We start from the raw sequence: 24750 nt of genomic DNA, 5'->3' as shown, positions 1-24750 counted from the left end.
TCAACCTGCCTTGCGCCGTGCAGCGGTTCTCTTTGCGGCCTTCTTCGTTGCCTTCTTTGCGGCCTTCTTTACCGTCGGCTTGGTGGCTGCTTTCCGCGTTGCCATCTTCTTCGCCGGCGTACGCTTGTTCGCGTCCAGGCTCTTCTGCAGCAGCGCCATGAAATCGACCACGTTGGTGGTGGAATCCTCGCGCGATACAGGCTCATCCTCCACCCGGGTGGTACCGCCCTTGGACTTGATGCGCTTGTTCAGCACCTGCTGCAGGCGCTCGCGGAATTCGTCGTGGTACTGCGACGGATCCCAATCACCGGACATCGACTCGATCAACTGCTCGGCCATCGCCGTTTCCTTGCTGCTGATGCGGTAATCGGCGAGCTTTCCGGTGGGCAGCTTGTAATCTTCGGGATCCACCAGTTCCTGCGGATAGCGCAGGATCATCAGCACCAGCGCGTCCGCATGCGGCATCACCGCGCACAGGTATTCGCGGGTACGCACCACCACCCGGGCGATGCCCACCTTGCCGGTACTGCGCAATGTCTCACGCAGCAGCACGTAGCCCTTTTCGGCCTTCTTGCCGGGCACCAGCAGGTAGGGTTTCTCGTAGTAGCGCGGGTCGATCTGCGCGGCATCCACGAACGATTCCACCTCCACCGCTTCGTGGCTTTCCGGTGCCGCAGACCGGATATCGCCTTCCTCCAGCACGACATAGCTGCCCTTGTCGTACTCATAGGCTTTGACGATGTCCTTCCATGGCACTTCCTCGCCGGTATCGGCGTTGACCCGCTCGAAGCGGATCGGCTTGCGGTCGCGGGAGTCGAGCATGCGGAACTGCAGATCGACCTTGCGTTCGCCTGACATCAGCGACACCGGCACGTTGAGCAGGCCAAACGACAGCGTGCCGGTCCAGATCGGGCGGGCCATGGGCGTACCTTTGGCGGGGCAGGGCATCCAGCTTCGGATGGGCGGTGTAAACCACCCGTGTCGATACCGTGCACGTGGGTTCTACGGAGAACGGCAGTGCCGGCTGCGGGCCGGCAGAGCTCGCGGCCTGAAGTTTCCTGAGGTTGCCGGCCAGCGGCCGGCACTACTGCAGCAGCGGCCTCACCGCCGCCGCAGGAATATGATCCAGGGCGCGCCAGGCGTCTTCCACCACCGGCCGTGCCTGCGACCAGCTCAACCGCGACTGCCCGCGCATCTGTTCCCAGTGTTCGGCCAGTTCCTCACAGGTATCCGCGGCGTCACCGCGCGGCCAGTCCGCAGCGTGGGTGGTCAATGCGAAGGCATAGACCGGGCATAGATCGCGCCAGTTGCGGTGGTTCTGCCCGCGACGCTCTTCGTAGTCGCTGAGCATGTACTGCAGGTAGTCCTGCGCCACCGCCTGCGGATCTTCATGGCGGCGCGTGCGGCGTTGTGCGGTGCGCTGGCCGAGCGGATCGAGCAGGGCGTTGAACACGGACGGTGCGGGTCGTTCAAGACGGGGCATGGCCGGCTCCTGCAGCGGGGGCGGGTGGGCAGGAATACGCGCGGTGCCGTTACCGGGGGGTGAGCGAGATGTTCATGACGCCGGGTTCGCGGCGGCTTTACCTGTGGCGCGGTGTAGTGGGAGCCCCGAGCGCAGGTAGTCAGACCATGAGCCGAGAGAATTCCCGAGACCCGTTGCGGGAAAACCACCCGCCCATTCCCGGTGAACAGCGCGGCAAGCGCGATGCCGACAATGCCGACTACCGCGGCACCGGCGCACCTTTCTACGACGCCGAGCACGGTGGCGACCATCTGCCGGTGAAGCACGAGGCTGAACAGGCCGCCCAGGACCGCAAGGATGGCGGCGACCGCCATCGCGGCGGCCAGGAAAGCCCGCTCAAGCGTCGCGAACGCAAGCAGCGCGCCAGCGACAACCAGGACGAGGCGCTGGAGGAGACCTTCCCGGCCAGCGACCCGACCTCGCCGTTCGTACCGGCCAAGGCGCCCGACTGACGGGTAGTGCCGGCCCCTGGCCGGCAAGGTCTGGGCTGCCCTACACAGAGTGATGCCGGCCAGCGGCCGGCACTACCCAGTCAACGCCAGGACCATTGCAGGCCCACGCTGGCCCGGCGCCCGGGCCCCGGTTCGTAGAAGCGCCCGTTGCCGTCGTTGACGATCACCGAGCCGATGTAGGCCTGATCCAGCACGTTCTCCAGCCGGGCGAAGGCGCGCAGCTCGCCACCTGGCAGTGTCCAGAAACGACCGGCCTCCAGGTTCAGCAACGCGTAGCCCGGCGCCCGCTCCGTGGCCACGTCGTTGACCAGGGTATCGGTGCTGGCGGCGGCCTCCAGCGCCCACTGCCAGTCGGCCGGGGTCCACTGCAGCCGGGCAAACGCCTGCTGGCGCGGTACGCCGGGCAAGCGGCTGCCGGCGGAAACCCAGGTGTTCGAGGTCAGGTACGGCGCACGCACCTGCGCCTGCAGCCAGGTCCAGGCCACCTGCAGTTCCAACTGTTCTGCCAACGGCTGCCGGTAGCGCAGTTCCACGCCCTGGCGGCGGGTGCGGCCGATGTTGCGATAGGTGCTGCGTCCGCCGATGTTGCTGGCAACTGCCAACTCATCGTCGGTATCTGCGCGGAACAGGCTGATATCGAGCTGGGTTCCGTCCTGTGCATGCCATTTGCTGCCCACCTCCAGGCTGCGGCTGCGCGCCGCCGCCAGATCCAGCGCCAGTCCCGCCTGCCCGTCGGCGCGATACCCCAGCTCGTTGAAGGTGGGCGTCTCGAAGCCACGGCCCACCGCCGCGTGCAGTCGCCACTGCGGGCTGGCCTCGAAGCTGATTCCGACCACCGGCGTGGTGGCCTGGTAGCGGCGGTGGCCGCTGTCGTCCGGGTTGCGGGCGGTGATGTAGCGATCGTCGGATTCGAAGCGCACGGCGCTGTGACGCACGCCAGCCAGCAATGACCAGCATGGACTCCACTGCCACCACGCCTGGGCGAACTGATCGACGTTCTGCACGGTGTCGATCTGGTCTCTGCGCAGCCGCCCACGCACGCCGAAAGCGCTGCCGATGAAGTTCTCGTAGCCGGTGCGATGCTGGCGCTGGCGGTCGGCGCTGAGCCCGGCCACCAGGTCCAGCGGTCGGCCGGCGAGGTCGCCGCGCCAGCCCCAGCGCGCGTCCAGCCCGCCATAGCCGCCCTCCAGGTCGATCACCCCGCCGGCATGCAACGGGCTGTTGGTCTGAGCTGCCGGCGGGATCGGCAGGTACTGGCGTACCGCGCGCTGGCCGGCATAGCCCATCAGCTGCCAACGCTGCGCCCTGGTTTCACGGGTCCAGCGCAGGCCAGCCTGCTGCTGGCGCACCGATTTACGGGTGTTGTACTGGTGCGCCACGGCGGTGGCCTGGCGCGGATCGGCCGCCACCTGGGTACGGCTCAGGCCCAGCGGGTCCTGCGCATCGGGGGCATCGAAGGCATTGAGCAGCAGCTCCAGCCGCCCCCCGCCGAGATCGCCACCGATACGCGCAGCGAGCGATTCGCGGCGGGCACGGCTGTGGTCGCGCCAGCCATCGGTGCGGAAGTGATTGGCGGCGATGTTGTAATCCAGAACACGGCCGGCACCCTTCAGTTGCGCGCCGACGCTGAGCGTGTTGTCGGCACCCGCGTTGACGCGCAGCCGCCACGGGTCGCCGGCCTGGCCCTGTGCGCTCCAGACCTGCAGCACGCCGCCGGAGGAATTGCCGTACAGCGCCGAGAACGGTCCGCGCAGCACGTCGATCCGTTCGGCACCGAGCAGGCTGGCATGCGACAGCTGGCCCTGTCCGTCGGGCATGGTCGCCGGCACCCCGTCGATCAACACCCGCACCCCACGCACACCGAAGGTCGAGCGCGCACCAAAGCCACGGATCGACAGCTGGGTGTCCTGCGCGAAGTTCTGGCGGTCACGGGCGACCAGGCCCGGGACCCCGGCCAGCGCCTCGGACAGCTGTGCGCCGGCGCCGGCGCGGCCGGCGTCGATCCAGACCGTGTCCAGGCTGGCCGGCAACGCGAACGGGTCGATGCCCGGCACCCGCGCTGCCTGCACCTGCACGCTGGGCAGGGCGGTCGGTGCGGGCCCGGCCACGGCCGCCCAGGGCGACAGCAGCAGGATGGACAACGGCAGGCAATGGCGACGTGCGGCGGGATTCATGATTCAGGTTGATGGATCAGGCGGCAACGCACGCCATGGTACGGGGCCACGGATGACGACGGCGGCGGCCAGCCCCGGCAGGCTTTGTTACGATGGGCTGTTTCCGGCTGCAAGGCCGCAGACCGCGTAGCGCACTTCCTCCCCCTTTCCGTCTACCGAACGAGTACCGCCGTGTCCTTCTTTGCAAACGTGGAACTGGTCCCAGGCGACCCGATCCTGGGCCTGACCGAGGCGTACAACGCCGACAGCCGCCCGACCAAGGTCAACCTGGGTGTGGGCATCTACTACGACGAGAGCGGCCGCATCCCGCTGCTGCGCGCCGTCAAGCAGATCGAGCAGCAGCTTGCCGCTGACGCCAAACCGCGCGGCTACCTGCCGATCGATGGCCTGCCGGCATACACGCAGGCCACGCGAGAGCTGGTGTTCGGCAAGGACTCGCCGCTGCTGGCCGCCGGCCGCGTCACCACCGCACAGACCGTCGGTGGCAGCGGTGCGCTGCGCGTCGGCGCCGACGTGCTGAAGAAGCTGCTGCCGCACGCCACCGTGGCGCTGAGCAACCCGAGCTGGGAGAACCACCGTGCGGTGTTCAGCGCGGCCGGTTTCGAGGTGCTGGATTACACCTATTTCGACCCGGCCAGCCATGGCGTCGACTTCAACGGCATGCTGGCCGACCTCGGCAAGCTGGAAGCCGGCACCGTAGTGCTGCTGCACGCCTGCTGCCACAACCCCACCGGTGCCGACCTCACGGTCACCCAGTGGAAGCAGGTCGCGCAACTGCTGAAGGACAAGCAGCTGTTCCCCTTCATCGACATGGCCTACCAGGGCTTCGACAAGGGCATCGAGCAGGATGGCGCCGCCGTGCGCATCATCGCCGAAGCCGGCATCGACAGCTTCATCGTCGCCAACTCGTACTCCAAGTCGTTCTCGCTGTATGGCGAGCGCGTGGGTGCGCTGTCGATGGTGGCGCCGACCGCTGCTGACGCCAAGGCCGTGCAGTCGCAGGTCAAGCGTGTGATCCGCACCATCTACTCCAGTCCGTCCACCCACGGTGCCGCGCTGGTGGCCGGCGTGCTGACCAACCCGGAACTGCGCGCGATGTGGGAGCAGGAGCTGACCGAGATGCGCGAGCGCATCCACGCCCTGCGCCAGGGCCTGGTCGAAAAGCTGGCCGCTGCCGGTGCGCCGCAGTTCGGCTTCATCAACGAACAGGCCGGCATGTTCTCCTACTCGGGCCTGAGCCGTGAGCAGGTCGAACGCCTGCGCGACGAGTTCGGCATCTACGCCGTCGGCACCGGCCGCATCTGCGTGGCCGCGCTGAACCAGAACAACCTGGAATACGTCGCCAAGGCCGTGGCCACCGTCGCCAAGGGCTGAAGCAAGGCTGCACGGGTTTGAGAACAAAGGCGCCGAAAGGCGCCTTTGTTTTTGCTTCTGCTTTGCCTCTGCCTTTGCCACACCCTCCGCGCTCGCAGCGAACCCTGAAGCGCAGGGCGAGGTACACCGTGGCCAGGACCGTGAGGCGCATGGATGCGCCGACCGAGCCCCCATGGATGGGTTTACGGCGTGTCCTGGCCACGGTGTACCTCGTCCTGTGCCTCCATGAAGGAAGGCGCCACGAGCGCAACGCATCTGGAAACGATTACGCCTTCCCGCGCTCACGCACGCCCCCGCCAGACGGGCGACAATAGGCGTTTTCCCGCTGCCGAGACCTGCCCGACCATGTCCCGTACTTCGTTGACCCGCTTCCTGATCCAGGAACAGCACGCCGGCCGCATCAATGCCGACCTGCGCCAGCTGATCGCCGTGGTCGCCCGCGCCTGCACCAGCATTTCCATCGCCGTCAGCAAGGGCGCCCTCGGTGGCGTGCTCGGCGACGCCGGTACCGGCAACGTGCAGGGTGAAGCACAGAAGAAGCTGGACGTGATCAGCAACGAGATCCTGCTCGAAGCCAATGCCTGGGGTGGCCACCTTGCCGCCTGCGCCTCGGAGGAAATGGACCACAGCCAGCCGGTGCCGGACATCTACCCGCGCGGTGATTTCCTGCTGCTGTTCGATCCCCTCGACGGCAGCTCCAACATCGACGTCAACGTCTCCGTCGGCACCATCTTCTCGGTGCTGCGCTGCCCGACCAACGTCGAGCTGCCAGGCGATGACGCCTTCCTGCAGCCGGGCAGCAAGCAGATCGCCGCTGGCTACTGCATCTACGGGCCCAGCACCCAGCTGGTGCTGACCGTCGGCCACGGCACCCACGCCTTCACTCTGGACCGCGAGAAGGGCGAGTTCGTGCTGACCACCGAGAACATGCAGATTCCGGCGGCCACCCAGGAGTTCGCCATCAACATGTCCAACCAGCGTCACTGGGAAGCGCCGATGCAGGCCTACGTCAGCGACCTGCTGGCAGGCAAGGAAGGCGCGCGCGGCAAGAACTTCAACATGCGCTGGATCGCCAGCATGGTGGCCGACGTGCATCGCATCCTGACCCGCGGCGGCATCTTCATCTACCCGTGGGACAAGAAGGATCCGTCCAAGGCCGGCAAGCTGCGCCTGATGTACGAAGCCAATCCGATGGGCCTGCTGGTCGAACAGGCCGGCGGCGCCGCCTGGACCGGCCGCGAGCGCATCCTCGACATCCAGCCCGACCAGCTGCACCAGCGCGTGCCGGTGTTCCTGGGTTCGCGCGAGGAAGTGGCCGAAGCGGTGCGTTACCACCACGCGCACGACGAAGCGCAGGGCTGACGGCTCGACGCCTGACGGCGGTCATGGCAGTTCGATGACATGACCGCAGGGTGACACCGCGGGCGGCAAACGGCACCATCAAGCCGTTGCCGCCGAAGGAATGCACGCATGCACGAGCAGGGCCCGGTCGATTTCATCGAAGTCATCCACAACGCCGTCCCCAGTGAGGTCTGCGCGGCCATCGTCGAGCGCATGCGTGCCACGCGTGGCCTGCTGCCCGGTGCGGTGGGCAGTGGCGTGTTCCCCGAACTCAAGCACAGCAAGGATCTGCGCATCAGTGGCATGGACGGCTGGCAGGATGTTGATCAGCAGCTGCAGATTGCGGTGTTCAACGGCCTGCTGACTTATCTACGCCGTTATCCACAGGCGTTGATTGCCCCGCTGATGTTGCAGATCCAGGACAGCAATGGCCAACCGCGACGCCTGTCTGCCGAGGACTTCCCCGACATGCCGCAACAGCAGCTGGCCGACCTGGCCCGCACCTGCCTTCGTCCGGGTGCGATCAACCTGCAGTGGTACGCCGCGGGCGAGGGTGGCTACCCGTACTGGCACTGCGAGCTGTACCCGAAGGATGCGCAGGCCGAGACCCTGCACCGGCATGTACTGTGGACGCTGTACCTCAATGACGACTTCGACGAGGGCGAAACCGAGTTCCTGTTCCAGGGGCGGAAGATCGCGCCGCGCACCGGCAGTTTGCTGATTGCGCCGACGGCGTTCACCCACACCCATCGCGGCAATCGGCCACAGGGTGGCGACAAGTTCATCGCCACCAGCTGGATCCTGTTCCAGAGTGCGCAGAAGTTGTTTGGGGGGTGACGCCGAACTGCTCGTCGGCCTTGATGTACAGTCGAGCCATGCTCGACTGATGGCCTCAGAACAACGACCCTTGCGGCGAATCCTTCTTCGGCGGCAACGGCTTCTGGAACCGGCTGCAATCCAGCTTCGGCCAATGGCTGTTCTGCGCATTGAATCCCAACCGCTTGCGCGCCAGCTTGAAGCGGTTGTTCAACAGATCGGCATACACGCCCTGGCCGCGCATGCGGGTGCCGAACTGGCTGTCGTAGTCCTTGCCACCACGCAGCTGCTGGATGGTACTCATCACGTGCGCGGCGCGATCGGGATGATGGGTATCGAGCCAGTCGCGGAACAGTGGCGCCACTTCCAGCGGCAGGCGCAGCAGCACGTAGCCTGCAGTACTGGCGCCGGCATCGTGCGCAGCCTCCAGCACCGCTTCAAGTTCGCTGTCGTTGATCCACGGAATCACCGGTGCCACCATCACGCCCACCGGGATACCCGCGTCATGCAGGCGCTTCATCGCGCGCAATCGTGCATGGGGTGCTGATGCGCGCGGTTCCAGCTTCGCGGAGAGATGCGGGTCCAGCGAGGTCACCGAGAAATGCACACTGACCAGGTTCTCCGCCGCCAGCGGCGCGAGCAGATCAATGTCGCGCTCGACCAGTGCGTTCTTGGTGATCAGCGAGAACGGATGCCTGGTTTCCAGCATCACTTCGATCAGCTGGCGGGTCAGCTTGAACTTGCGCTCGATCGGCTGATACGCATCGGTGTTGATGCCCAGCGCGATCGGCTGCGGCACGTAACCGGGTTTCGACAGTTCCTTGCGCAGCAGCTGAGGCGCATTGGTCTTGGCGAACAGCTTGGTCTCGAAGTCCAGGCCAGGTGACAGGTTCAGATAGGCATGGGAAGGGCGCGCGAAGCAGTAGGAACACCCATGCTCACAGCCGCGATACGGATTCACCGACTGGCTGAAGCCGACGTCTGGCGAAGTGTTGCGGGTGATGATGCTGCGCGCGGTCTCGGCGCGCACCTCGGTGCGCAGTCGCGGCGCGAGGAACTCCTCGCTCTCATCGACCGCCCAGCCGTCGTCCACCGCCTCGCTGACGGTGCTTTCGAAGCGTCCGGCGAGGTGGGACGTGGAACCTCGGCCCTTGATCGCAATACCCATTGCGGCAGCGTACGCCGGGGCTGTCTCAATGGCTGCGACGGCCGCCTGAAGGGTTCAGGGCGGTGCTGAGCCGAGCATGGGCTCGGCTCTACAGTTGGTGCAGAGACCTTGTAGAGCCGAGCCTACGCTCGGCTGCAATGCATCAGAGCAGCGCCAGGTAGCCGCGCACCGTAGCATCCAGCCCGTCATACAGTGCCTCGCCGATCAGCGCGTGGCCAATCGACACCTCCAGCACGTCCGGCACGTGGCCCAGGAAATCGCGCAGGTTGTCCTGCGACAGGTCATGGCCGGCGTTGACGCCCAGGCCCACCGCCTGCGCCCGCCGCGCCGCAGTGGCGAACAGTTCGAGCATTGCCGCAGCGTCGCCCGCTGCATGCGCCTCTGCGTAGGGGCCGGTGTACAACTCGATGCGGTCGGCACCGACCTCGGCGGCCTGCTCCAGCGACGGGTTGCCCGCATCCACGAACAGGCTGACCCGGCAGCCCATCGCCTTCAGTTGGGCAATCAACGGGCGCAAGCGCTCGGCGTCGCGTTCGAAGTCGAAACCGTGGTCGGAGGTGATCTGGCCATCGCCGTCGGGCACCAGGGTGGCCTGCGCCGGACGGGTCTGTTCGCACAGCGGCAGCAGCCCCGGGTACCCCTCGCGCGGCGGCGCAAATGGATTACCCTCGATGTTGAATTCAACGCCACGGGCGCGGGTCAACGTGGACAGGGCCAGCACGTCCTCGGCGGTGATGTGGCGGCGGTCCGGCCGCGGATGCACGGTGATGCCATGCGCGCCGGCATCCAGGCAGGCCTGGGCGGCGCGCACCACGTCCGGTTCGGCACCGCCGCGCGAATTGCGCAGGACGGCGATCTTGTTGACGTTGACGCTGAGCTGGGTCATGGAACGGAACTACTTGGAAAGAGGGGACGGATCGTTGTCGTTGGCGTCATCGTTGCGGCGCGCCTGGGCCTGCTCGCGCAGGCGGCGCAGTTCCTCGGCATCGATCAGGGTGGCCGGGTCGCGCTGCAGGTCGCCGAAACGGGCCACGTAACGACCGCGTACCCAGGCCAGCAGGAAGCCGAGCGCAGCCAGCAGGCACAGGGTCATCAACCCCGCGCTTGGGGTCTTCAGCGCGAAGGCAAAGCAGCCCAGCGCCAGCAGCAGGTACAACCAGTACATAGTCGGGCTCCCCGGATGATCGCCGCAGTGTAGCGCTGCATCACAGCAGCGGCGAGGCCAGCCGGGCGAAGGCCTCGGGCAGGCGGTGCAGCCACAGCGAGCGCCCGGCCTGGTCATGCACCCGGGTGGCGCGATCGAATTCACCCTGCAGCAGCTCGGCCAGGGCCGCCACGCGGTCCCGGTCGCTGATCATCATCGACAGCTCGAAGTTCAGGCGGAAGCTGCGGTGGTCGAAGTTGGCACTGCCGACAATGCAGACGTCGTCGTCGGCGATGAACGCCTTGGTGTGCAGCATGCGCGGGCCGTACTCGTAGATCTTCACGCCGGCATGCAACAGTTCGTCGAAGTACGAGCGCGCGGCCTGGGTGACGAACCAGGAATCGCTCATTTTCGGTACCAGCAGGCGCACGTCCAGGCCGCCCAGCGCGGCCGAAGTCAGCGCCATCCGCGCCGCTTCACCCGGCACGAAATAGGGCGTCACCAGCCACACCCGCTCGTGCGCTTCCTGGATGGCGGCGACGTGCAGCCGGTGGATCGTCTCCCAGCCCGAATCCGGGCCGGACACCAATACCTGCGCGTTGATCGCGCCATCCCCGCGCAGCGGCATATCGGCCGGCCACAGGCGGGCGATATCCATCCGCGAGGGTTCCTGGCCACTGGCGTAGAGCCAGTCCTCGGCGAACACCAGCTGCAGACTGCGCACCACATGACCGCGGATGCGCATGTGCAGGTCGCGATAAGCGTCGGGCCTGCGGCTTTCGTCTTCCTCGTCGGTGATGTTGATGCCGCCAGTGAAGGCCAGGCGGCCATCGACAATCACCAGCTTGCGGTGCGTGCGCAGGTTCAGCCACGGGCGCTTGAACGGTTTCAGCAGCTGCCGTGGGTGGAACCAGATCGTTTCACCGCCGGCGTCGAGCAGGGGCTGCAGGAAACGGCGGGGCAGGGCGGATGAGCCCACCGCATCCAGCAGCAGGCGCACCTGCACACCGGCACGTGCGCGCTCGACCAGGGCATCGCGCAGGGCGGTGCCTGCGTGATCCGGATTGAAGATGTAGTACTCCAGATGGATGTGATCGTGCGCCTGTGCAACGGCTTCCAGCAAGGCCGCGTAGGTCGCCGCACCGTCCACCAGCCAGGTCACTTCGGTGGCACTGCTTGGGGCCAGTCCGGTCGTTGCCTGGGCAACCTTGGCCAGTTCGGTGCAGTCCGAATCGGGCGGGCAGACATCGCTGTAGTGCTCCATGCCCGAGCGTGCACGGCCACGACGCAGCCGTTGCCGCTTCACCTTCTGCGGGCCCAGCAGGTAGTAGATGAAGAGCCCGAGATAGGGGAGCAGTGCCAACGAAAGGATCCAGCTCAGCGTGGCCACCGGCTCGCGCTTCTGCAGCATGATCCAGCCCGCCAGCGCGAACAGGTACAGCAGGTAAGCCACCGCCAGGATCGTGCCGAGGTGGGCGATACCGTCGAGCCAATGGCGCAGGGAATCGAAGAGGGCAAGCATGCGCCGATCATAGCGGCGCATGCTGCCGGATGGGGTCAGATCCCTTTTCCGAAGGAAAGGCGTTCTGACCCCATCCCATGTGCCAGGACGAGATCCCATGTGCCAGGACGAGGACAAAAAAAACGCCCCTGTCTCCAGGGGCGTCTGCAGTCGCGTCATGACTGTTGTGTTGCGGTGTCGCGTTTACTGCTGCACAAAACCGATCTTCTTCATCTGAGCATTCTTCGCGGCGGCCAGAACCTTGGCCATCACGTCGTACTCGGAATCCGGGCTGGCGTCGATGCGCAGTTCCGGCTGGTTGGTCGGGTCACGCTGGACCTCCTGCTCCATCCGCTGCTGCAGCTCGCTGGTATTGATCGGGCTGTTGTTCCACGAGACCTGGTTGCTGGCGTCGATCTTCAGTTCGATCGGCGGCGGCGGTTCGACCAGCTGCGGCGGTGGGTTGAGCACACGCTGCGGCAGGTCCACGGCGATCGGGTACGTCATGATCGGCGCGGTCACGATGAAGATGATCAGCAGAACCAGCATCACGTCCACGAGGGGCGTGACGTTGATGTCTGCCATGGGGCCCTTGCCACCACCACTACTGAATGCCATGGCTTATTGCCCCTTTTCTTTGGTCGCAACGAAGCCGACGTCCAGCATGCCCTGTTCCTGCGCGACCTTGGTCAGGTCGTTGATGACGCGCATCTTGGTGGTGCGGTCACCACGCAGGTTCAGCGGCGGCTGCGGGGTCTGCTGTGCGGCGGTCGCCAAGCGGGACTCGAGAGTCTGCTTGTTGATTTCTTCGTCGTTCCAGTAGATCGAGCCGTCTTCCTTGACTGCCAGCGTGATCGGGTTCGGACGCTTTTCAGCATCTTCCGGCTTCTGGATCAGGTTGGCTTCCGGCAGATCCACCTTGACCTTGTGGGACATCAGGGGCGCCGTGATGATGAAGATGATCAGCAGCACCAGCATCACGTCCACGAGGGGCGTAACGTTGATGTCGGCCATGGGGCCGCCGCTGTTACCACTACTGAAAGCCATAACGGGCTCCGTCTAGATCTTGGTGACTACTTACTTCGTCGCTGGGTGACGCGCGCCGCAATCAGCGGACGCGCGAACCGGTGGCGAAGAAGTCGTGCAGGTCGTGCGCGAAGGTATCGAACTTGCTGATGGTCGCGCTGTTGATCTTGCTGAAGAAGTTGAAGGCGAACACGGCCGGGATTGCGACGAACAGACCGATCGCGGTCATGATCAGCGCTTCACCCACCGGGCCGGCAACGGCGTCGATCGAAGCGGAGCCGGTGGCACCGATCTTGATCAGCGCGCCGTAGATGCCCCACACGGTACCCAGCAGACCGACGAACGGAGCGGTCGCGCCGACGGTGGCCAGCAGGGTCATGCCCGACTGCAGCTTGTTGCTTTCGCGGGTGACGGCCTGACGCAGAGCGCGGTCGACGAACTCCGAACGGCTCAGGTTCTCACCGACGCCGCCGGTAGCACCGCCTTCAGCGCGCTGGTGGTGGGCGGCTGCCTGGGCAGCGTCCAGGGCGATCTTCGAGAACGGCTCCGAAGCCGGCTGCTCTTCCATCGCACGGATGGCGTCCTGCGCGTTCGGGGTGTCCCAGAACAGGCTGACGACGCGATCAGCGGCGCTCTTCAGGCGGGTGGCACGGAAGATGTTGATGACGGTCCAGTACCAGGACATGGCCGACATGGCGATCAGGGTCAGCAGCACGACCCAGGAAACCGCGAAATCACCCGGCTTGGTGGTCATTTCGTGGATCAGGTGCTCGAAGCCCATCTGCGACAGGGCGTTGGACGGATTGCCCCCGGCAGCAGCGGCGATGAAAATTTCCTGCAGCATGACGCTTACCTTTGTTGTGTGTGGTGATAAAGGGTGTAGCTAAGCTAAACAATCGAACCGGGAGCGGGGGTGGCCAGGCGGCCACCCGGGCGCATCAGTTCAGCGCAAAGTTGACCGGGACGCGAACGCGACCTGCCGTCTTCTTACCGCCTGCTTCAGCGGCGTTGAAGCGCCACTTGCGAGCCGCTTCCATCGCAGCACGGTCCAGGTCGCGGTTACGGCTGGACTTTTCCACCGTGACATTGGTGACGTTGCCGCTGGCATCGACATCAATGATCAGGATCACTTCGCCCTGGATACCTGCGCGGAAGGCTGCCGGCGGGTAGCGCGGCGGATTCATGGCCTTCGACGAGATGTCCACGCTGGCCTCGATCGAGGTCGGCGGTGCCGGCGGCGCCGGAGGCGACGGCGGGGTGACGATATCGTTCGGGCGCGGCTCCGGCACGTCGACAACCGGCGCCTGCGGCGGCGGCGGTACGGGCGACGGCTTCGGCGGCGACAGATTCTTCACCGGCGGTGGCGGAGTATCCTGCGGCGGCGGCGGCGGCGGCGGCGGTGGGGGCGGCGGCGGCGCGTCGACGATGGTCACCATGACGTTGCGCTCCTTCTCCGCGACGGCCTTGGGAGCCACGGCGGGAATCAGGAGCATCATGAAGGCGGCCAGATGCAGGGCAATTACAAACGCGATGCCGACGATGCGAGGCCAGCTCAGCCCCTTGTCATCGGGTTGTTCGTACCGGTGAACGACTAGTTGTTCCGTCATGCGCCAAGAGCTCAATAGTGGGGCCGGAATCCCGGGGGCGGGATCCCTGATCAGCGGTGCATGACACCGCAGGAACCTCCAAGCTTATACCAATCCTGAGCGCCTGCGCATCAACTGAGCAGGCATTCAGGCGTTATTCCTACTTACTTCAGGTTGATGATTTTTTTGGCATCCGCCTGGTTCTTCACGCCCTTCGCCAGCGCCTGCTGGGCGGCCTGCTTGGCCTCGGGGACGCGACCTTCGGCATGCAGGACGCGTGCCAGGTTCAGGTAGGTCTCACCGTCCTTGGAGAGCGGGGCGGCCTTCTGCCACGCATCGATCGCCTGCGGCACCTGGTCGGAGTAGTAGTAGGACTGGGCCAGCGCCAGGTAGACCTGGTAATCCGGCTTCAGGATGCCCTTCTGCAACCCTTCGTTGATGACCGCGATGACGTCCTTTTCCTTGTTCTCGGTGTTGGCATAGATCGAGTACAGCTGCTTGTACTCGCGCTCTTCGGTGAGCTGGCCGCTGCTGCGCAGCTTGTCCATCACCGCGGCGGCCTTCGGCATCTGGTCAGCCTGCATGTACATGTTGGCCAGATTCAGCTGGGCCTTCTTGTCCGACGGGTTCTTGGCCGCCAGCGCTTCTGCGGCCTGCACGGCCTCACCGGTCTGGCCGGCTTCGGAAAGGGCCGCCATCAGCAGCTGGTTCCAGTTGTCCTTCGGCTCGGCAGCGCCCGCGATGGCCTGCTTCAGCACCGGGATCGCTTCCTGGTAGCGCTCCAGCTGGTACAGCGCCTGGCCCTTGGCAATCAGCTCTTCCGGCTTGGTCGACTTGCTCTCGGCGAAGTACTTGTCCAGGGTGGCCAGGCCTTCGGCAGTCTGGTCTTCCTGCAGCTGCAGCTGGCCCAGCATCAGCATCGACTGGAAGTGGCCGTTGTTGTCCAGGCCGTTGAACTGGATGACCTGCTTCAGGTAGGCGATGGCGGCCGGGGTGTCGTCGGTCTGGTAGGCGGCCTGCGAGGCCAGCTGCGCGGCCAGCGACTTGTCGTACTCGTTGGAGGCGCTGTCAGCCAGGATCGCGTCAGCCTGCGTGCGCGTCTCCGGGAACTTTTCCTTGTTGTAGCTGTCGATCATTTTCTGCAGCTTGCTGCCCATCTTGGCCGAGGCCTTGGCGGTCGGCTCCTGGCGGGTCGCATTCGGGTACAGCGGTTCGGCCTTGGCCTGCTTGCTGCTGCCGCCGCGGCTGCCACGGTCGGAGGAACGCGAGGACTGCGCGAAGGCATCGGTGACCACGGCGCCGGTCAGGGCGGTCGCGACGAGGACGGAAAGCACAGCTTTGTGGTTACGGAAAATCATCGTTCACCTCGATCGAACCGCCGGATAGCGGCAAAGTCGGACTGTCAGAAAAATCTGAGCCGCCAAACGTATCAGAAACAGATGGCGTGAGAAATCGTTTTATGTGCTGCAATACAGCATAGAACTGCGCACTCATCCGCACTTTGGCCGCAGCCCGGCCGCCTGGGCCTGCTGATAGACCGGCGCCAGGCCCGGCGCATCGCGTCGCAGCTCCTGGATCCGGTTGGCCGGATCCGGGTGCGTGGACAGCCATTGCGGGCTTCGACCGCCGCTGGCGGCCATCATGTTCTGCCACAGATCCACGGCCTGGGCCGGGTTGAATCCGGCCTGCGCCATCAGCCGCTGGCCGATCACGTCCGCCTCGCTTTCCTGGGTCCGCGAGCCGGGCAACAGGAAGGCCGCCTGCGCGCCCATGCCGCCCAGCTGATTGACCGTATTGGCGGCACCATCGCCATAGGCGGCACCGGCCAGCGCGCCCAGCACGGCCAGGCCGGTCTGCGCGCCCATCTGCCGGGTGATGCGTTCCTCGTGGTGACGCGCGATCACGTGGCCGATCTCATGACCGATCACGGCAGCCAACTGGTCCTGGTTCCTGGCGACGGTGAAGATGCCGGTGTTCACGCCCACTTTGCCGCCGGGCAGGGCAAAGGCGTTGGGTTCCTTGTCGACGAATACGGCAGTCTCCCACCGTACCCCACGGTACTGAGGCGGCAGCTGTGCGACCAGCGCATTGACCACGCACTGCACGTAGCCGTTCTGGCGGCCATCGGTGCTGATCTTCTCTTTCTGCTTGGTCTCGGCAAACGCCTGCGCACCGAGCTGGTCAAGCTGTGCCTGCGACACACCGCCCACCATCTGCCGTCGTCCGGTTGGCGAGGTGGTGGTTGCACAGGCACTGACCAAGGTGGTGATGACTAGAGCCAGCAGCAGTTGTTTCATGGGTCCGCCCCCGTGTTCATGTGCGCAGTGTGTAGCGTACCTGCTTAATCTTTCGTCAAGCGGGCACGGCGTTACGTTGACCCCAGGAACACCATCGCGGCGAGCGCAACCGCGTTGTTCAGCGCATGCGCGGCAATTGCCGCCCACAGGGTGCCGGTGCGGCGGTACAGCCAGCAGAAGGCGGCGCCCATGCCACCGTACACCAGCCACAGCTGCGCCATGCCCAGCAGCGAGTTCTTGCTGACACCGGGCACTTCATGGACCAGGGCGAACGCCAGGCTGCTGAGGATCAGGCCCAACCAGGGGCGGCCGGCTTGCCACAGGCGCCCGAACAGGACGCGGCGGAACAGCAGCTCTTCGTAGGCGGGGGCGAGGACGACCGCAAACAGCACCAGGAACAGCGGGAAGCGAGCGATCGCGCTCTGCATCAGTTCCACGTTGGTGGGCACCGGCTCGATGCCGAACTGCTTGGAAAGGAAGGCGATGCCGTTGCTGCCGAGCACGATCAGCGTGGCCACCAGCAGGGTCCAGCCCCAGGTGGACGGCCGCAGCAACGCCTGTCGCGACGCCATGCGTTCGCCGGCGCTTGCCGGGCGTCGCCAGAAGTACAGCAGCAGCGCGGCGCCACCGGTGGCGATCAGGGCCATCAGGATCTGCGCCAGGGCACCGGGCTGGCCCACTGCCGCGCCGACAGCGTCAGGTGTCAGTCCGCCATTGGCCTCGGCGTTGGCGCGGCTGACCACGATTGCACGGTAGAAGCCCCAGAACAGGCCGGAGACCATGCTCAGGCCGACCAGGGTAACGGCGGCGATGCCCAGGTCGATGAAGAAGCCTGCCAACGGTGCCACGGCGCGCGGTGGGGTAGACACCGGCGGAACCGGGGGCGGGGCGGCGGAGACCGGGGTGGATGCGGACATCAGGTACCTGTGTTCAAGGGACGAAGGCCGGTGCAGCTCCCCGCGCACCGGCCAGGTCCCGATTGTGTCAGATATCCAGGTTGGCGACTTTCAGCGCATTGTCTTCGATGAAGTCGCGACGCGGCTCGACGACATCGCCCATCAGGGTGCTGAAGATCTGGTCGGCAGCGACCGCATCCTCGATGCGCACCTGCAGCAGGCGACGGGTCTCCGGGTTCACTGTGGTATCCCACAACTGCTCCGGATTCATTTCACCCAGACCCTTGAATCGCTGGATCTGGCGGCCGCGCTTGGCCTCCTCGAGCAGCCAGTTCTGCGCCTTCGCGAAGCTGTCGACTTCGATCGACTTGGCGCCGCGGGAAATCGTTGCACCTTCGCGCACCAGGCCGTGCAGCAGCTTGGAGGCCTGGTGGATCGCACGCAGTTCGCCACTCTCGAACGCCGACATCGGCAGCACCTGGATGTGCTCCTCGCCCATGTGGCGACGGGTCACCAGCACAGCGGCGGGGCGTTCCTCGTTGGCGTCCTGCAGTTCCAGGCTGAAACGCGGGCTGCCCAGGCTGCCCTGGTTGAGGCGCTTGGCCAGCGCATCCAGGCCTTCGCCTTCGCCCGCATTGCGCAGGCTGTCCATGTCCATCGGCACGAAATCGACCAGCGCTTCGAGCAGGTTGCGGTCATAGCGGTGCGCGTTGCGTTCGATGGAATCGAGCGCGGCGGCGTACGCCAGCAGCAGCTTCTCCAGTGCCAGGCCTTCGATGCCCGGTTCGCCGGTGGCCGGCACCAGCGCGGCGTTTTCCACCGCACTGCTGGCCAGGTAGCTGTCCAGCGCCGGATCATCCTTCAGGTACAGCTCCTGCTTGCCCTGCTTGATCTTGTACAGCGGCGGCAAGCCGATGTAGACGTAACCGCGCTCGATCAGCTCCGGCATCTGACGGTAGAAGAACGTCAGCAGCAGGGTGCGGATGTGGGCGCCGTCGACGTCGGCGTCGGTCATGATGATGATCTTGTGGTAACGCAGCTTGTCCGGGTTGTACTCGTCACGGCCAATGCCGGTGCCCAGCGCGGTGATCAGCGTACCGACCTGGTCGGAGGACAGCATGCGGTCGAAGCGCGCGCGTTCCACGTTGAGGATCTTGCCGCGCAGCGGCAGCACCGCCTGGTTCTTTCGGTTGCGGCCCTGCTTGGCCGAGCCACCTGCCGAGTCACCCTCGACGATGAACAGTTCGGACAGCGCCGGATCCTTTTCCTGGCAGTCGGCCAGCTTGCCCGGCAGGCCGGCGATGTCCAGCGCGCCCTTGCGGCGGGTCAGGTCGCGGGCCTTGCGGGCGGCTTCACGTGCACGCGCGGCGTCGACGATCTTGCCGGCAATCGCCTTGGCTTCGTTCGGGTTTTCCTGCAGGAACTCTTCCAGGCGCGCACCGAAGGCGTTTTCCACCGCCGGACGCACGTCGGAGCTGACCAGCTTCTCCTTGGTCTGGCTGGAGAAGCTGGGATCCGGCACCTTCACCGACAGCACCGCGATCATGCCTTCGCGCATGTCGTCGCCGGTCAGGTTGATCTTGGCCTGCTTGGCGATGCCGTTCTGCTCGATGTAGTTGTTGAGCACGCGGGTCAGCGCACCGCGGAAACCGGCGAGGTGGGTACCGCCGTCCTTCTGCGGGATGTTGTTGGTGAAGCAGTACATCGTCTCCTGGTAGGAGTCGGTCCACTGCAGCGCCACCTCCACGACGATGCCGTTGTGCTCGCCGGTGACGGAGATGACATTCGGGTGCAGCGGGGTCTTCAGCTGGGCCAGATGCTCCACGAAGCTGCGGATGCCGCCTTCGTAGTGGAAGTCATCGCGACGGCCGTCGCCACGCTCGTCGGCAAGGACGATCTTGACGCCGGAGTTCAGGAACGACAACTCGCGCAGACGGCGGGCCAGGATGTCGTAGTGGAATTCCACGTTGTCGTGGAAGGCGACGGTGGACGGCCAGAAGCGCACGGTGGTGCCACGCTTGGTGGTGGCTTCCAGCTTGGCGAGCGGGGTCACGGCTGCGCCGTTGCTGAATTCCTGCTGGTAGTGGGAGCCGTTCTGGAACACGTCCACCAGCAGCTTCTGCGACAGCGCGTTGACCACGCTGACGCCGACGCCGTGCAGGCCGCCGGAAACCTTGTAGCTGTTGTCGTCGAACTTGCCGCCTGCGTGCAGGACGGTCATCACCACCTCGGCGGCGGAGACCTCGCGACCGAGCTTGGCGCTCATCTGCTCGTGCTTGCCGGTCGGAATGCCGCGGCCGTTGTCGGACACCGAGACCGAGCCGTCAGCGTGGATCGTCACCGCGACATGGTCGGCGTGGCCGGCCAGCGCTTCGTCAATCGAGTTGTCGACAACCTCGAACACCATGTGGTGCAGACCGGTGCCGTCATGCACGTCACCGATGTACATGCCGGGTCGCTTGCGGACAGCCTCCAGGCCTTCCAGGGCGGTAATGCTGTTGGCGTCGTAATTGCCGTTGTTTGCCGGGGTGTTCTGTTCGTCGCTCATTGCGCTTGCCGTAGGCTCCGCAGGTCGGGCACCGCTTGGGGCGATGTGCCGAGAATGAAAGGATTCCAACCCGAATTATACCAGCCGGGGTCGAGTGGCCCTGATGTGCCCACTATGGCACAGCCACGATCTGTGCATGTTCCACGTGGAACCGGGCGATCTGGGTCAATTCCTGCAGGGCCGCCGGAGGCTCAGTAGCGGTGACGAAGATCTGCGCCGGGCCGGTGAGCAGGCGCTCCAATACCCGCGCCTGGTGGGTCCGATCCAGTTCGGAGGCCAGATCGTCCAGTGCGATCACCGGCCATTCGCCGCGCTGTTCTGCATAGTCCTCGGCCTGCGCCAGCAGGCACGCCAATGCGGTCAGCTTGGCCTGACCGCGTGACAATGCATCGCGACCAGGAATGCTGTGGAAATCCACGCTCCAGTCCGCCCGGTGCGGCCCAACCGAGGTGTACCCGGCCTGGCGGTCACGATCCCGGGCCAGAAGCAGAGCATCTGCCAGGGGAAGCTCATGCCGACGCCAGCCCGGACTGAGTTCCAGGGCCTGGATGCCGAGTTGCGGCGCCAAACTGGCAGCCAGCGCCACGGCACGCTGCTGCAGCCGCTCGAGGTAGTGCTGACGCCGGCTGGTAAGGGGCTCTCCGGCCTCAGCCAACTCGTGATCCCAAGTGTCCAGCATCCGCGACGGGCCGCCCTGCTTGAGCAGGGCATTGCGCTGCTTCAGCGCCCTTGAATAGCGGCGCCACAAGGACAGGAAATCAGGTTCCACGTGGAACAAACCCCAATCCAGAAAGCGACGGCGGGGCTCGCCACCGCCGCTGACCAGCGCATGGCTGCCGGGCTCAAACGTCACTACCGCCAGCGCTGCGCAGAGGTTGCCGAGCTGAGCCACATCTTCACCGTCCAATCGTCCCTTCCAGTCCTGCCCACTGTGGCGCAGGCCGGCCTTTCGGCGATGCGGCGCGTGGTCGGCACGCTGTTCGTCCCATTCCACGAAGATCTCCAGCGCCTCCTGGCCCTGGCGCACCAGTCCATCGCGAACCCTGCCGCGGAAGCTCCGACCATAGGCCATCAGATGCAGGGCCTCCAGCACGCTGGTCTTGCCGGCACCGTTGTCGCCAGTGAGCAGGTTCAGCCCCGGCTGGGGCAAGAGATCCACCGCACTGAAGCGACGCAGTTGGTGCAAGGCGAGGCGGCGGATAAGCATGGGGCGCGAACGACCATCCGCTCGAGGCGGTAGAGGGGAAGGGAATCCATCAGCTTACTGCATCGGTCAAGCCGGACGCGCTGCACCCGCATCGATGCGGAGCAGAAGCTCCCGCGCACCAACTGATCGCGGGTTCCACGTGGCACCGGTTCACCGGCATGCCCGTTTCCAGCTCCGGACGCAGCTGAAATTCCTTCAATTCTGCACAGGGTTGCGGGGCGTGGCCCGCCAGATTTCAACGATTTCAGGACCACTGCCGCAGGTGTTTGATGAGCGCTTGCCCGGCCGGGTGAGCGGGCGGGCGCCCGGATTCCTCCAAATCTGAGATCCGATGCCCTGGGAGGTTCCACAGATTTCAAAGAATCCGGACCATTCGTTTCACGCTGTCCACAGCGGGACTGTATGACTTATACACAAGGTATGGGCAATTTGTGGATAAAAAAGCCCTTTTGCCTGGGTCTGGAAACTATCCACAGGTTCCCCCCCAGCCTGAGGCGCCTCTATACAGGGGGTTTCACCCGCATAAATTCCTTTTAAATCATGCAGATAACACATTTTTCCACGAAATCTGGCTCTACCATCACCACCATGCTTTAGATTTATACCCAGATTTAGAAGCTAGGCTTGGCCCGATCTATCCCGAATGGGTCCTGTGGACAGAGAGGATTTCAGGAACAGCGAGCACGGTCGCCGCAGCGTGGATGCGCTTCGGCATCCGACCAGACAGGTCCATAGCAACTGCGTTGAGACCCCAGGTACCGGCCCCGATCAAACATGATTCGGAGGCAGTCCCTGGCACCGACTCAAAGTCCCGTCGCCAGTTCGGCCTGGGAAGCAAAGCGCACGCAACCGGATCCATCAAGGAAGATGCTGTCCGTTCGAAATCCGTGCTGGAAAGGGTTCAGCCCGATGATCCACGTGGAACGTAAAAAAAAAAACGCCCGGGAGCTTCCCGGGCGTCGTTATGTTCCACGTGGAACCGGGCTGATGTCAGAGACGCAGCGGCATCACCACGTGACGCGACTTCTCGCTGCTGGACTCACGCACCAGCGCCGAGGAGTTGGAGTCGCGCAGCTGGATGATGACTTCCTCATCGCGCAGGGCGGAGAGGGCATCCAGCAGGTAGTTCACGTTGAAGCCGATGGCCAGATCGCTGACCGTGGTATCGGCTTCGATCTCTTCCTGGGCTTCCTCCTGCTCCGGGTTGTGCGCGCTGATCTTCAGGTTGCCCGGCGACACTTCCACGCGGATGCCGCGGTACTTCTCGTTGGACAGGATCGCAGCGCGCTGCAGCGAGGCGCGCAGCGCTTCACGATCAACCTTCACTTCACGGTCGGCACCGATCGGAATCACCGCTTCGTAATCCGGGAAGCGGCCGTCGATCAGCTTGGAGGTGAAGGTGACATCGTCGCGCTTGACGCGAACGTGGCTGCGGCCGACTTCCAGCTCGATCTCGCGATCACCACTTTCCAGCAGGCGCTGCAGCTCGGTCACGCCCTTGCGCGGCACGATGATCTGGCGCTTGGAACCGCTCGGCTTGGCCAGGTCGGTTTCACACAGCGCCAGACGGTGGCCGTCGGTGGCAACGGTACGCAGGGCGTCACCGCGCAGATCGAACAGCAGGCCATTGAGGTAATAGCGCACGTCCTGCTGCGCCATCGCGAACGCGGTGCGCTCGATGAGCTCCTTCAGGGTCGCTTCGCCGATGGCCACGCGCTCAGTGGCTTCCACTTCGTCAACCGACGGGAAGTCATTGGAGGGCAGGGTTGCCAGGGTGAAGCGGCTACGACCGGCCTGCACGGTGATCTTGTCTCCGGTCTGCGAGACGGTGATCCGGCTGCCATCGGGCAGGGCGCGGATGATCTCGAACAGCTTGCGGGCGGGAATGGTGGTTTCGCCGTCCTGGGCGTCTTCAACCGCGATCCGCGACACCATCTCCACTTCCAGGTCGGTACCGGTCAGCGACAGCTGGCCGTTCTGCACCTGGACCAGGAAATTGGCCAGAACCGGAAGGGTCTGGCGGCGTTCGACCACGTTGACGACCTGTGCCAACGGCTTGAGAAAGGCTTCGCGCTGCAGTGTGAAACGCATGTGGTTCCGTGCCCCTATGCTTTAAAAAATGTGGAATAAATCAAAAGCTTGGTGGTGCTGGTAGAGACAGAATCGCTGGAAAACAATGCTAAGTCTTTGTAAATAAAGGAGTTTCAGGCATCGAAACCCTCTGTATTACCGACCCCCAAGGGGTGGGGAAAGCTGTGGATAAATTCGACGGGATTTCAGACGCCATTTTTATCCACAACGTGTCCCGCGCTTGCTACCGGATTCTGCACCGTTTTGTGCGATGACGCCTCATCGGCATCCGTGCATCATTCGCTCAGCTTCCGGATCAGCTTGTCCCAGTCTTCGCGGAGCTTGCCGTCGGTTTCCATCAGGGTCCGGATCTGGCGGCAGGCATGCAGCACCGTGGTGTGATCGCGACCGGCAAAGGCGTCGCCGATCTCGGGCAGGCTGTGCTCGGTCAGTTCCTTGGTCAGGGCCATGGCGACCTGGCGGGGGCGAGCGAGCGAGCGGGTCCGACGCTTCGACAGCAGATCCTTGATCTGCAGGCCGTAGTAGTCGGCAACGGTTTTCTGGATGTTGGGAATGCTGATCGCCTGCTGCTGGGCGCGCAGCAGGTCGCGCAGGGTTTCCTGGGCGAATTCGGTGGTGATCGCGCGGCCGGTGAAGTTGGCGCGGGCGGTCAGGGTATTGAGCGCGCCCTCGAGGTCGCGCACGTTGGAGCGCATCTTCTTGGCGATCAGGAACGCAACATCATCGGGAATCTCGGCACCGCGTTCGCGCGCCTTGGCCAGCACGATCGCGGCGCGGGTCTCGAAGTCCGGCGGTTCGATCGCGACCGACAGGCCCCAGGCAAGCCGCGACTTCAGGCGCGCTTCCAGGCCTTCGACCTCGCGAGGATAGCGGTCGCAGGTCAGGATGATCTGCTGCTTGCCATCGAACAACGCGTTGAAGGTGTGGAAGAACTCTTCCTGCGTGCGGTCCTTGCCGGCGAAGAACTGGATGTCATCGATCAACAGCGCGTCCACCTGCTGGAACTGGCGCTTGAACTGATCCATGGTCTTTTCCTGCAGGGCCCGGATCATGGCGCTGAAGAACTGTTCCGAACGCAGGTACAGCACCTTCGCGCCTGGATTGGCCTGGCGCATCGCGTTGCCGGCGGCGAACATCAGGTGGGTCTTGCCCAGGCCGGTGCCTCCGTACAGCAGCAGCGGGTTGTGGGCGCGGTCGCCCGGCTTCTGCGCTGCCTGGAAGGCAGCGGCCAGGCCCAGCTGGTTGCTGCGGCCTTCGACGAAGTTGGCGAAGGTGTAGTGATTGTCCAGGTTGCCGGCGAACGGCACCTGCGGTTCGCTGGACACAGGCGCCGACGACGTGGAAACCGGCGCGTTCTGCGCCTCCACGGGGCGCGGGCGCGAGCCGATTTCAAGAAAAACGTCGCTGAAACCGGCGAAGTGAGCCAGCAGTTCACGGATCCGGGCCAGGTACAGCTCGCGGACCTGGTCGACGATGAAGGCATTCGGTGCATACAGCACCAGGCTGTCCACGCGCAGATCGGCCTGCAGCGGCTTCAACCAGGTATGAACGTCTTCCGGCGGGAACTCCGCTTCGAGGCGCTCGAGACTACGGGACCAGGCATCCAT

General features: G+C 64.9%; 22 protein-coding genes. 4 read left to right on the top strand and 18 right to left on the bottom strand.

Going from position 1 to position 24750, the window contains the following annotated elements:
• Both ku and ACSYHF_RS00105 read right to left on the bottom strand, forming a co-directional pair.
• Positions 1-921: a non-homologous end joining protein Ku gene (gene ku, locus ACSYHF_RS00110; protein WP_069138180.1), complete on the bottom strand. Its 921-nt coding sequence runs from the start codon at positions 919-921 to the stop codon at positions 1-3.
• A gap of 163 nt (positions 922-1084) precedes the next feature.
• Complete coding sequence (locus tag ACSYHF_RS00105) at positions 1085-1483, bottom strand: hypothetical protein (protein WP_032954739.1); 399 nt, start codon at positions 1481-1483, stop codon at positions 1085-1087.
• Between the two features lie 146 nt (positions 1484-1629).
• On the opposite strand from ACSYHF_RS00105, the gene ACSYHF_RS00100 reads away from it, so the two are divergent.
• Positions 1630-1974: a hypothetical protein gene (locus ACSYHF_RS00100; protein ID WP_053496719.1), complete on the top strand. Its 345-nt coding sequence runs from the start codon at positions 1630-1632 to the stop codon at positions 1972-1974.
• Positions 1975-2054: 80 nt separating this feature from the next.
• On the opposite strand, the gene ACSYHF_RS00095 is transcribed toward ACSYHF_RS00100, so the two are convergent.
• Entirely contained in the window at positions 2055-4148 is a 2094-nt protein-coding gene (locus ACSYHF_RS00095; protein ID WP_338167648.1) for a TonB-dependent receptor family protein, read from the bottom strand.
• A gap of 171 nt (positions 4149-4319) precedes the next feature.
• Between ACSYHF_RS00095 and ACSYHF_RS00090 the strand changes: the two genes are divergently transcribed.
• From ACSYHF_RS00090 to ACSYHF_RS00080, 3 genes are all read left to right on the top strand, one after another.
• Positions 4320-5522 (top strand): amino acid aminotransferase, encoded by a 1203-nt coding sequence (locus ACSYHF_RS00090; protein ID WP_061480467.1) that lies wholly within the window; start codon positions 4320-4322, stop codon positions 5520-5522.
• A 345-nt stretch (positions 5523-5867) separates the two neighbouring features.
• Complete coding sequence (locus tag ACSYHF_RS00085) at positions 5868-6884, top strand: class 1 fructose-bisphosphatase (RefSeq protein ID WP_005421178.1); 1017 nt, start codon at positions 5868-5870, stop codon at positions 6882-6884.
• 108 nt (positions 6885-6992) lie between these two features.
• Positions 6993-7700, top strand: coding sequence for a 2OG-Fe(II) oxygenase (locus ACSYHF_RS00080; RefSeq protein ID WP_447575978.1), 708 nt, complete (start codon positions 6993-6995; stop codon positions 7698-7700).
• Positions 7701-7755: 55 nt separating this feature from the next.
• Here ACSYHF_RS00080 and ACSYHF_RS00075 read toward each other — a convergent pair whose 3' ends face one another.
• The 15 genes from ACSYHF_RS00075 to dnaA form a co-directional block, all read right to left on the bottom strand.
• Positions 7756-8847 carry a PA0069 family radical SAM protein gene (locus tag ACSYHF_RS00075; protein WP_005421187.1) on the bottom strand — a complete coding sequence of 364 codons (1092 nt, stop codon included), beginning with the start codon at positions 8845-8847 and terminating at the stop codon, positions 7756-7758.
• A gap of 142 nt (positions 8848-8989) precedes the next feature.
• On the bottom strand, positions 8990-9733 hold the full coding sequence (locus ACSYHF_RS00070; protein WP_005421190.1) for a pyridoxine 5'-phosphate synthase: 744 nt from the start codon (positions 9731-9733) through the stop codon (positions 8990-8992).
• Between the two features lie 9 nt (positions 9734-9742).
• Positions 9743-10012 (bottom strand): hypothetical protein, encoded by a 270-nt coding sequence (locus tag ACSYHF_RS00065; RefSeq protein WP_005421192.1) that lies wholly within the window; start codon positions 10010-10012, stop codon positions 9743-9745.
• Between the two features lie 40 nt (positions 10013-10052).
• Entirely contained in the window at positions 10053-11513 is a 1461-nt protein-coding gene (cls, locus tag ACSYHF_RS00060; RefSeq protein WP_447575977.1) for a cardiolipin synthase, read from the bottom strand.
• 183 nt (positions 11514-11696) lie between these two features.
• The gene (locus ACSYHF_RS00055) at positions 11697-12110 is read right to left on the bottom strand and encodes an ExbD/TolR family protein (RefSeq protein WP_005411740.1); all 414 of its coding nucleotides are present in this window, start codon (positions 12108-12110) and stop codon (positions 11697-11699) included.
• Between the two features lie 3 nt (positions 12111-12113).
• Positions 12114-12539, bottom strand: a complete 426-nt coding sequence (locus tag ACSYHF_RS00050) for an ExbD/TolR family protein (protein WP_005421196.1) — start codon at positions 12537-12539, stop codon at positions 12114-12116.
• A 61-nt stretch (positions 12540-12600) separates the two neighbouring features.
• Positions 12601-13362, bottom strand: a complete 762-nt coding sequence (gene exbB / locus ACSYHF_RS00045; RefSeq protein ID WP_005411738.1) for a TonB-system energizer ExbB — start codon at positions 13360-13362, stop codon at positions 12601-12603.
• 94 nt (positions 13363-13456) lie between these two features.
• On the bottom strand, positions 13457-14125 hold the full coding sequence (locus tag ACSYHF_RS00040) for an energy transducer TonB (protein WP_005421199.1): 669 nt from the start codon (positions 14123-14125) through the stop codon (positions 13457-13459).
• A 143-nt stretch (positions 14126-14268) separates the two neighbouring features.
• Positions 14269-15462 (bottom strand): tetratricopeptide repeat protein, encoded by a 1194-nt coding sequence (locus ACSYHF_RS00035; RefSeq protein WP_005421200.1) that lies wholly within the window; start codon positions 15460-15462, stop codon positions 14269-14271.
• Positions 15463-15594: 132 nt separating this feature from the next.
• On the bottom strand, positions 15595-16401 hold the full coding sequence (locus ACSYHF_RS00030; RefSeq protein ID WP_005421202.1) for a M48 family metallopeptidase: 807 nt from the start codon (positions 16399-16401) through the stop codon (positions 15595-15597).
• Positions 16402-16472: 71 nt separating this feature from the next.
• Positions 16473-17318, bottom strand: a complete 846-nt coding sequence (locus ACSYHF_RS00025; protein WP_032954741.1) for a CPBP family intramembrane glutamic endopeptidase — start codon at positions 17316-17318, stop codon at positions 16473-16475.
• 67 nt (positions 17319-17385) lie between these two features.
• Positions 17386-19845 (bottom strand): DNA topoisomerase (ATP-hydrolyzing) subunit B, encoded by a 2460-nt coding sequence (gene gyrB, locus ACSYHF_RS00020; RefSeq protein ID WP_005421206.1) that lies wholly within the window; start codon positions 19843-19845, stop codon positions 17386-17388.
• Between the two features lie 112 nt (positions 19846-19957).
• Entirely contained in the window at positions 19958-21052 is a 1095-nt protein-coding gene (gene recF, locus ACSYHF_RS00015) for a DNA replication/repair protein RecF (RefSeq protein WP_005421208.1), read from the bottom strand.
• Between the two features lie 990 nt (positions 21053-22042).
• Positions 22043-23143, bottom strand: a complete 1101-nt coding sequence (gene dnaN / locus ACSYHF_RS00010) for a DNA polymerase III subunit beta (RefSeq protein WP_005411731.1) — start codon at positions 23141-23143, stop codon at positions 22043-22045.
• Positions 23144-23418: 275 nt separating this feature from the next.
• Positions 23419-24750: a chromosomal replication initiator protein DnaA gene (gene dnaA, locus ACSYHF_RS00005; protein WP_049417185.1), complete on the bottom strand. Its 1332-nt coding sequence runs from the start codon at positions 24748-24750 to the stop codon at positions 23419-23421.

The organism is Stenotrophomonas maltophilia group sp. P373 (genome assembly GCF_053295075.1).
This window is presented reverse-complemented; position numbering and strand designations above follow the sequence as displayed.

Coding starts and splice junctions, on each gene's coding strand:
- ACSYHF_RS00080 (WP_447575978.1), top strand. CDS start 6,993: ATGCACGAGCAGGGCCCGGTCGATTTCATCGAAGTCATCCACAACGCC.
- ACSYHF_RS00065 (WP_005421192.1), bottom strand. CDS start 10,012: ATGTACTGGTTGTACCTGCTGCTGGCGCTGGGCTGCTTTGCCTTCGCG.
- ACSYHF_RS00030 (WP_005421202.1), bottom strand. CDS start 16,401: ATGAAACAACTGCTGCTGGCTCTAGTCATCACCACCTTGGTCAGTGCC.
- ACSYHF_RS00025 (WP_032954741.1), bottom strand. CDS start 17,318: ATGTCCGCATCCACCCCGGTCTCCGCCGCCCCGCCCCCGGTTCCGCCG.
- ACSYHF_RS00105 (WP_032954739.1), bottom strand. CDS start 1,483: ATGCCCCGTCTTGAACGACCCGCACCGTCCGTGTTCAACGCCCTGCTC.
- ACSYHF_RS00055 (WP_005411740.1), bottom strand. CDS start 12,110: ATGGCATTCAGTAGTGGTGGTGGCAAGGGCCCCATGGCAGACATCAAC.
- recF (WP_005421208.1), bottom strand. CDS start 21,052: ATGCTTATCCGCCGCCTCGCCTTGCACCAACTGCGTCGCTTCAGTGCG.
- gyrB (WP_005421206.1), bottom strand. CDS start 19,845: ATGAGCGACGAACAGAACACCCCGGCAAACAACGGCAATTACGACGCC.
- ACSYHF_RS00095 (WP_338167648.1), bottom strand. CDS start 4,148: ATGAATCCCGCCGCACGTCGCCATTGCCTGCCGTTGTCCATCCTGCTG.
- ACSYHF_RS00085 (WP_005421178.1), top strand. CDS start 5,868: ATGTCCCGTACTTCGTTGACCCGCTTCCTGATCCAGGAACAGCACGCC.
- cls (WP_447575977.1), bottom strand. CDS start 11,513: ATGCTTGCCCTCTTCGATTCCCTGCGCCATTGGCTCGACGGTATCGCC.
- dnaA (WP_049417185.1), bottom strand. CDS start 24,750: ATGGATGCCTGGTCCCGTAGTCTCGAGCGCCTCGAAGCGGAGTTCCCG.
- ACSYHF_RS00035 (WP_005421200.1), bottom strand. CDS start 15,462: ATGATTTTCCGTAACCACAAAGCTGTGCTTTCCGTCCTCGTCGCGACC.
- ACSYHF_RS00040 (WP_005421199.1), bottom strand. CDS start 14,125: ATGACGGAACAACTAGTCGTTCACCGGTACGAACAACCCGATGACAAG.
- ku (WP_069138180.1), bottom strand. CDS start 921: ATGGCCCGCCCGATCTGGACCGGCACGCTGTCGTTTGGCCTGCTCAAC.
- ACSYHF_RS00050 (WP_005421196.1), bottom strand. CDS start 12,539: ATGGCTTTCAGTAGTGGTAACAGCGGCGGCCCCATGGCCGACATCAAC.
- dnaN (WP_005411731.1), bottom strand. CDS start 23,143: ATGCGTTTCACACTGCAGCGCGAAGCCTTTCTCAAGCCGTTGGCACAG.
- ACSYHF_RS00100 (WP_053496719.1), top strand. CDS start 1,630: ATGAGCCGAGAGAATTCCCGAGACCCGTTGCGGGAAAACCACCCGCCC.
- exbB (WP_005411738.1), bottom strand. CDS start 13,362: ATGCTGCAGGAAATTTTCATCGCCGCTGCTGCCGGGGGCAATCCGTCC.
- ACSYHF_RS00070 (WP_005421190.1), bottom strand. CDS start 9,733: ATGACCCAGCTCAGCGTCAACGTCAACAAGATCGCCGTCCTGCGCAAT.
- ACSYHF_RS00075 (WP_005421187.1), bottom strand. CDS start 8,847: ATGGGTATTGCGATCAAGGGCCGAGGTTCCACGTCCCACCTCGCCGGA.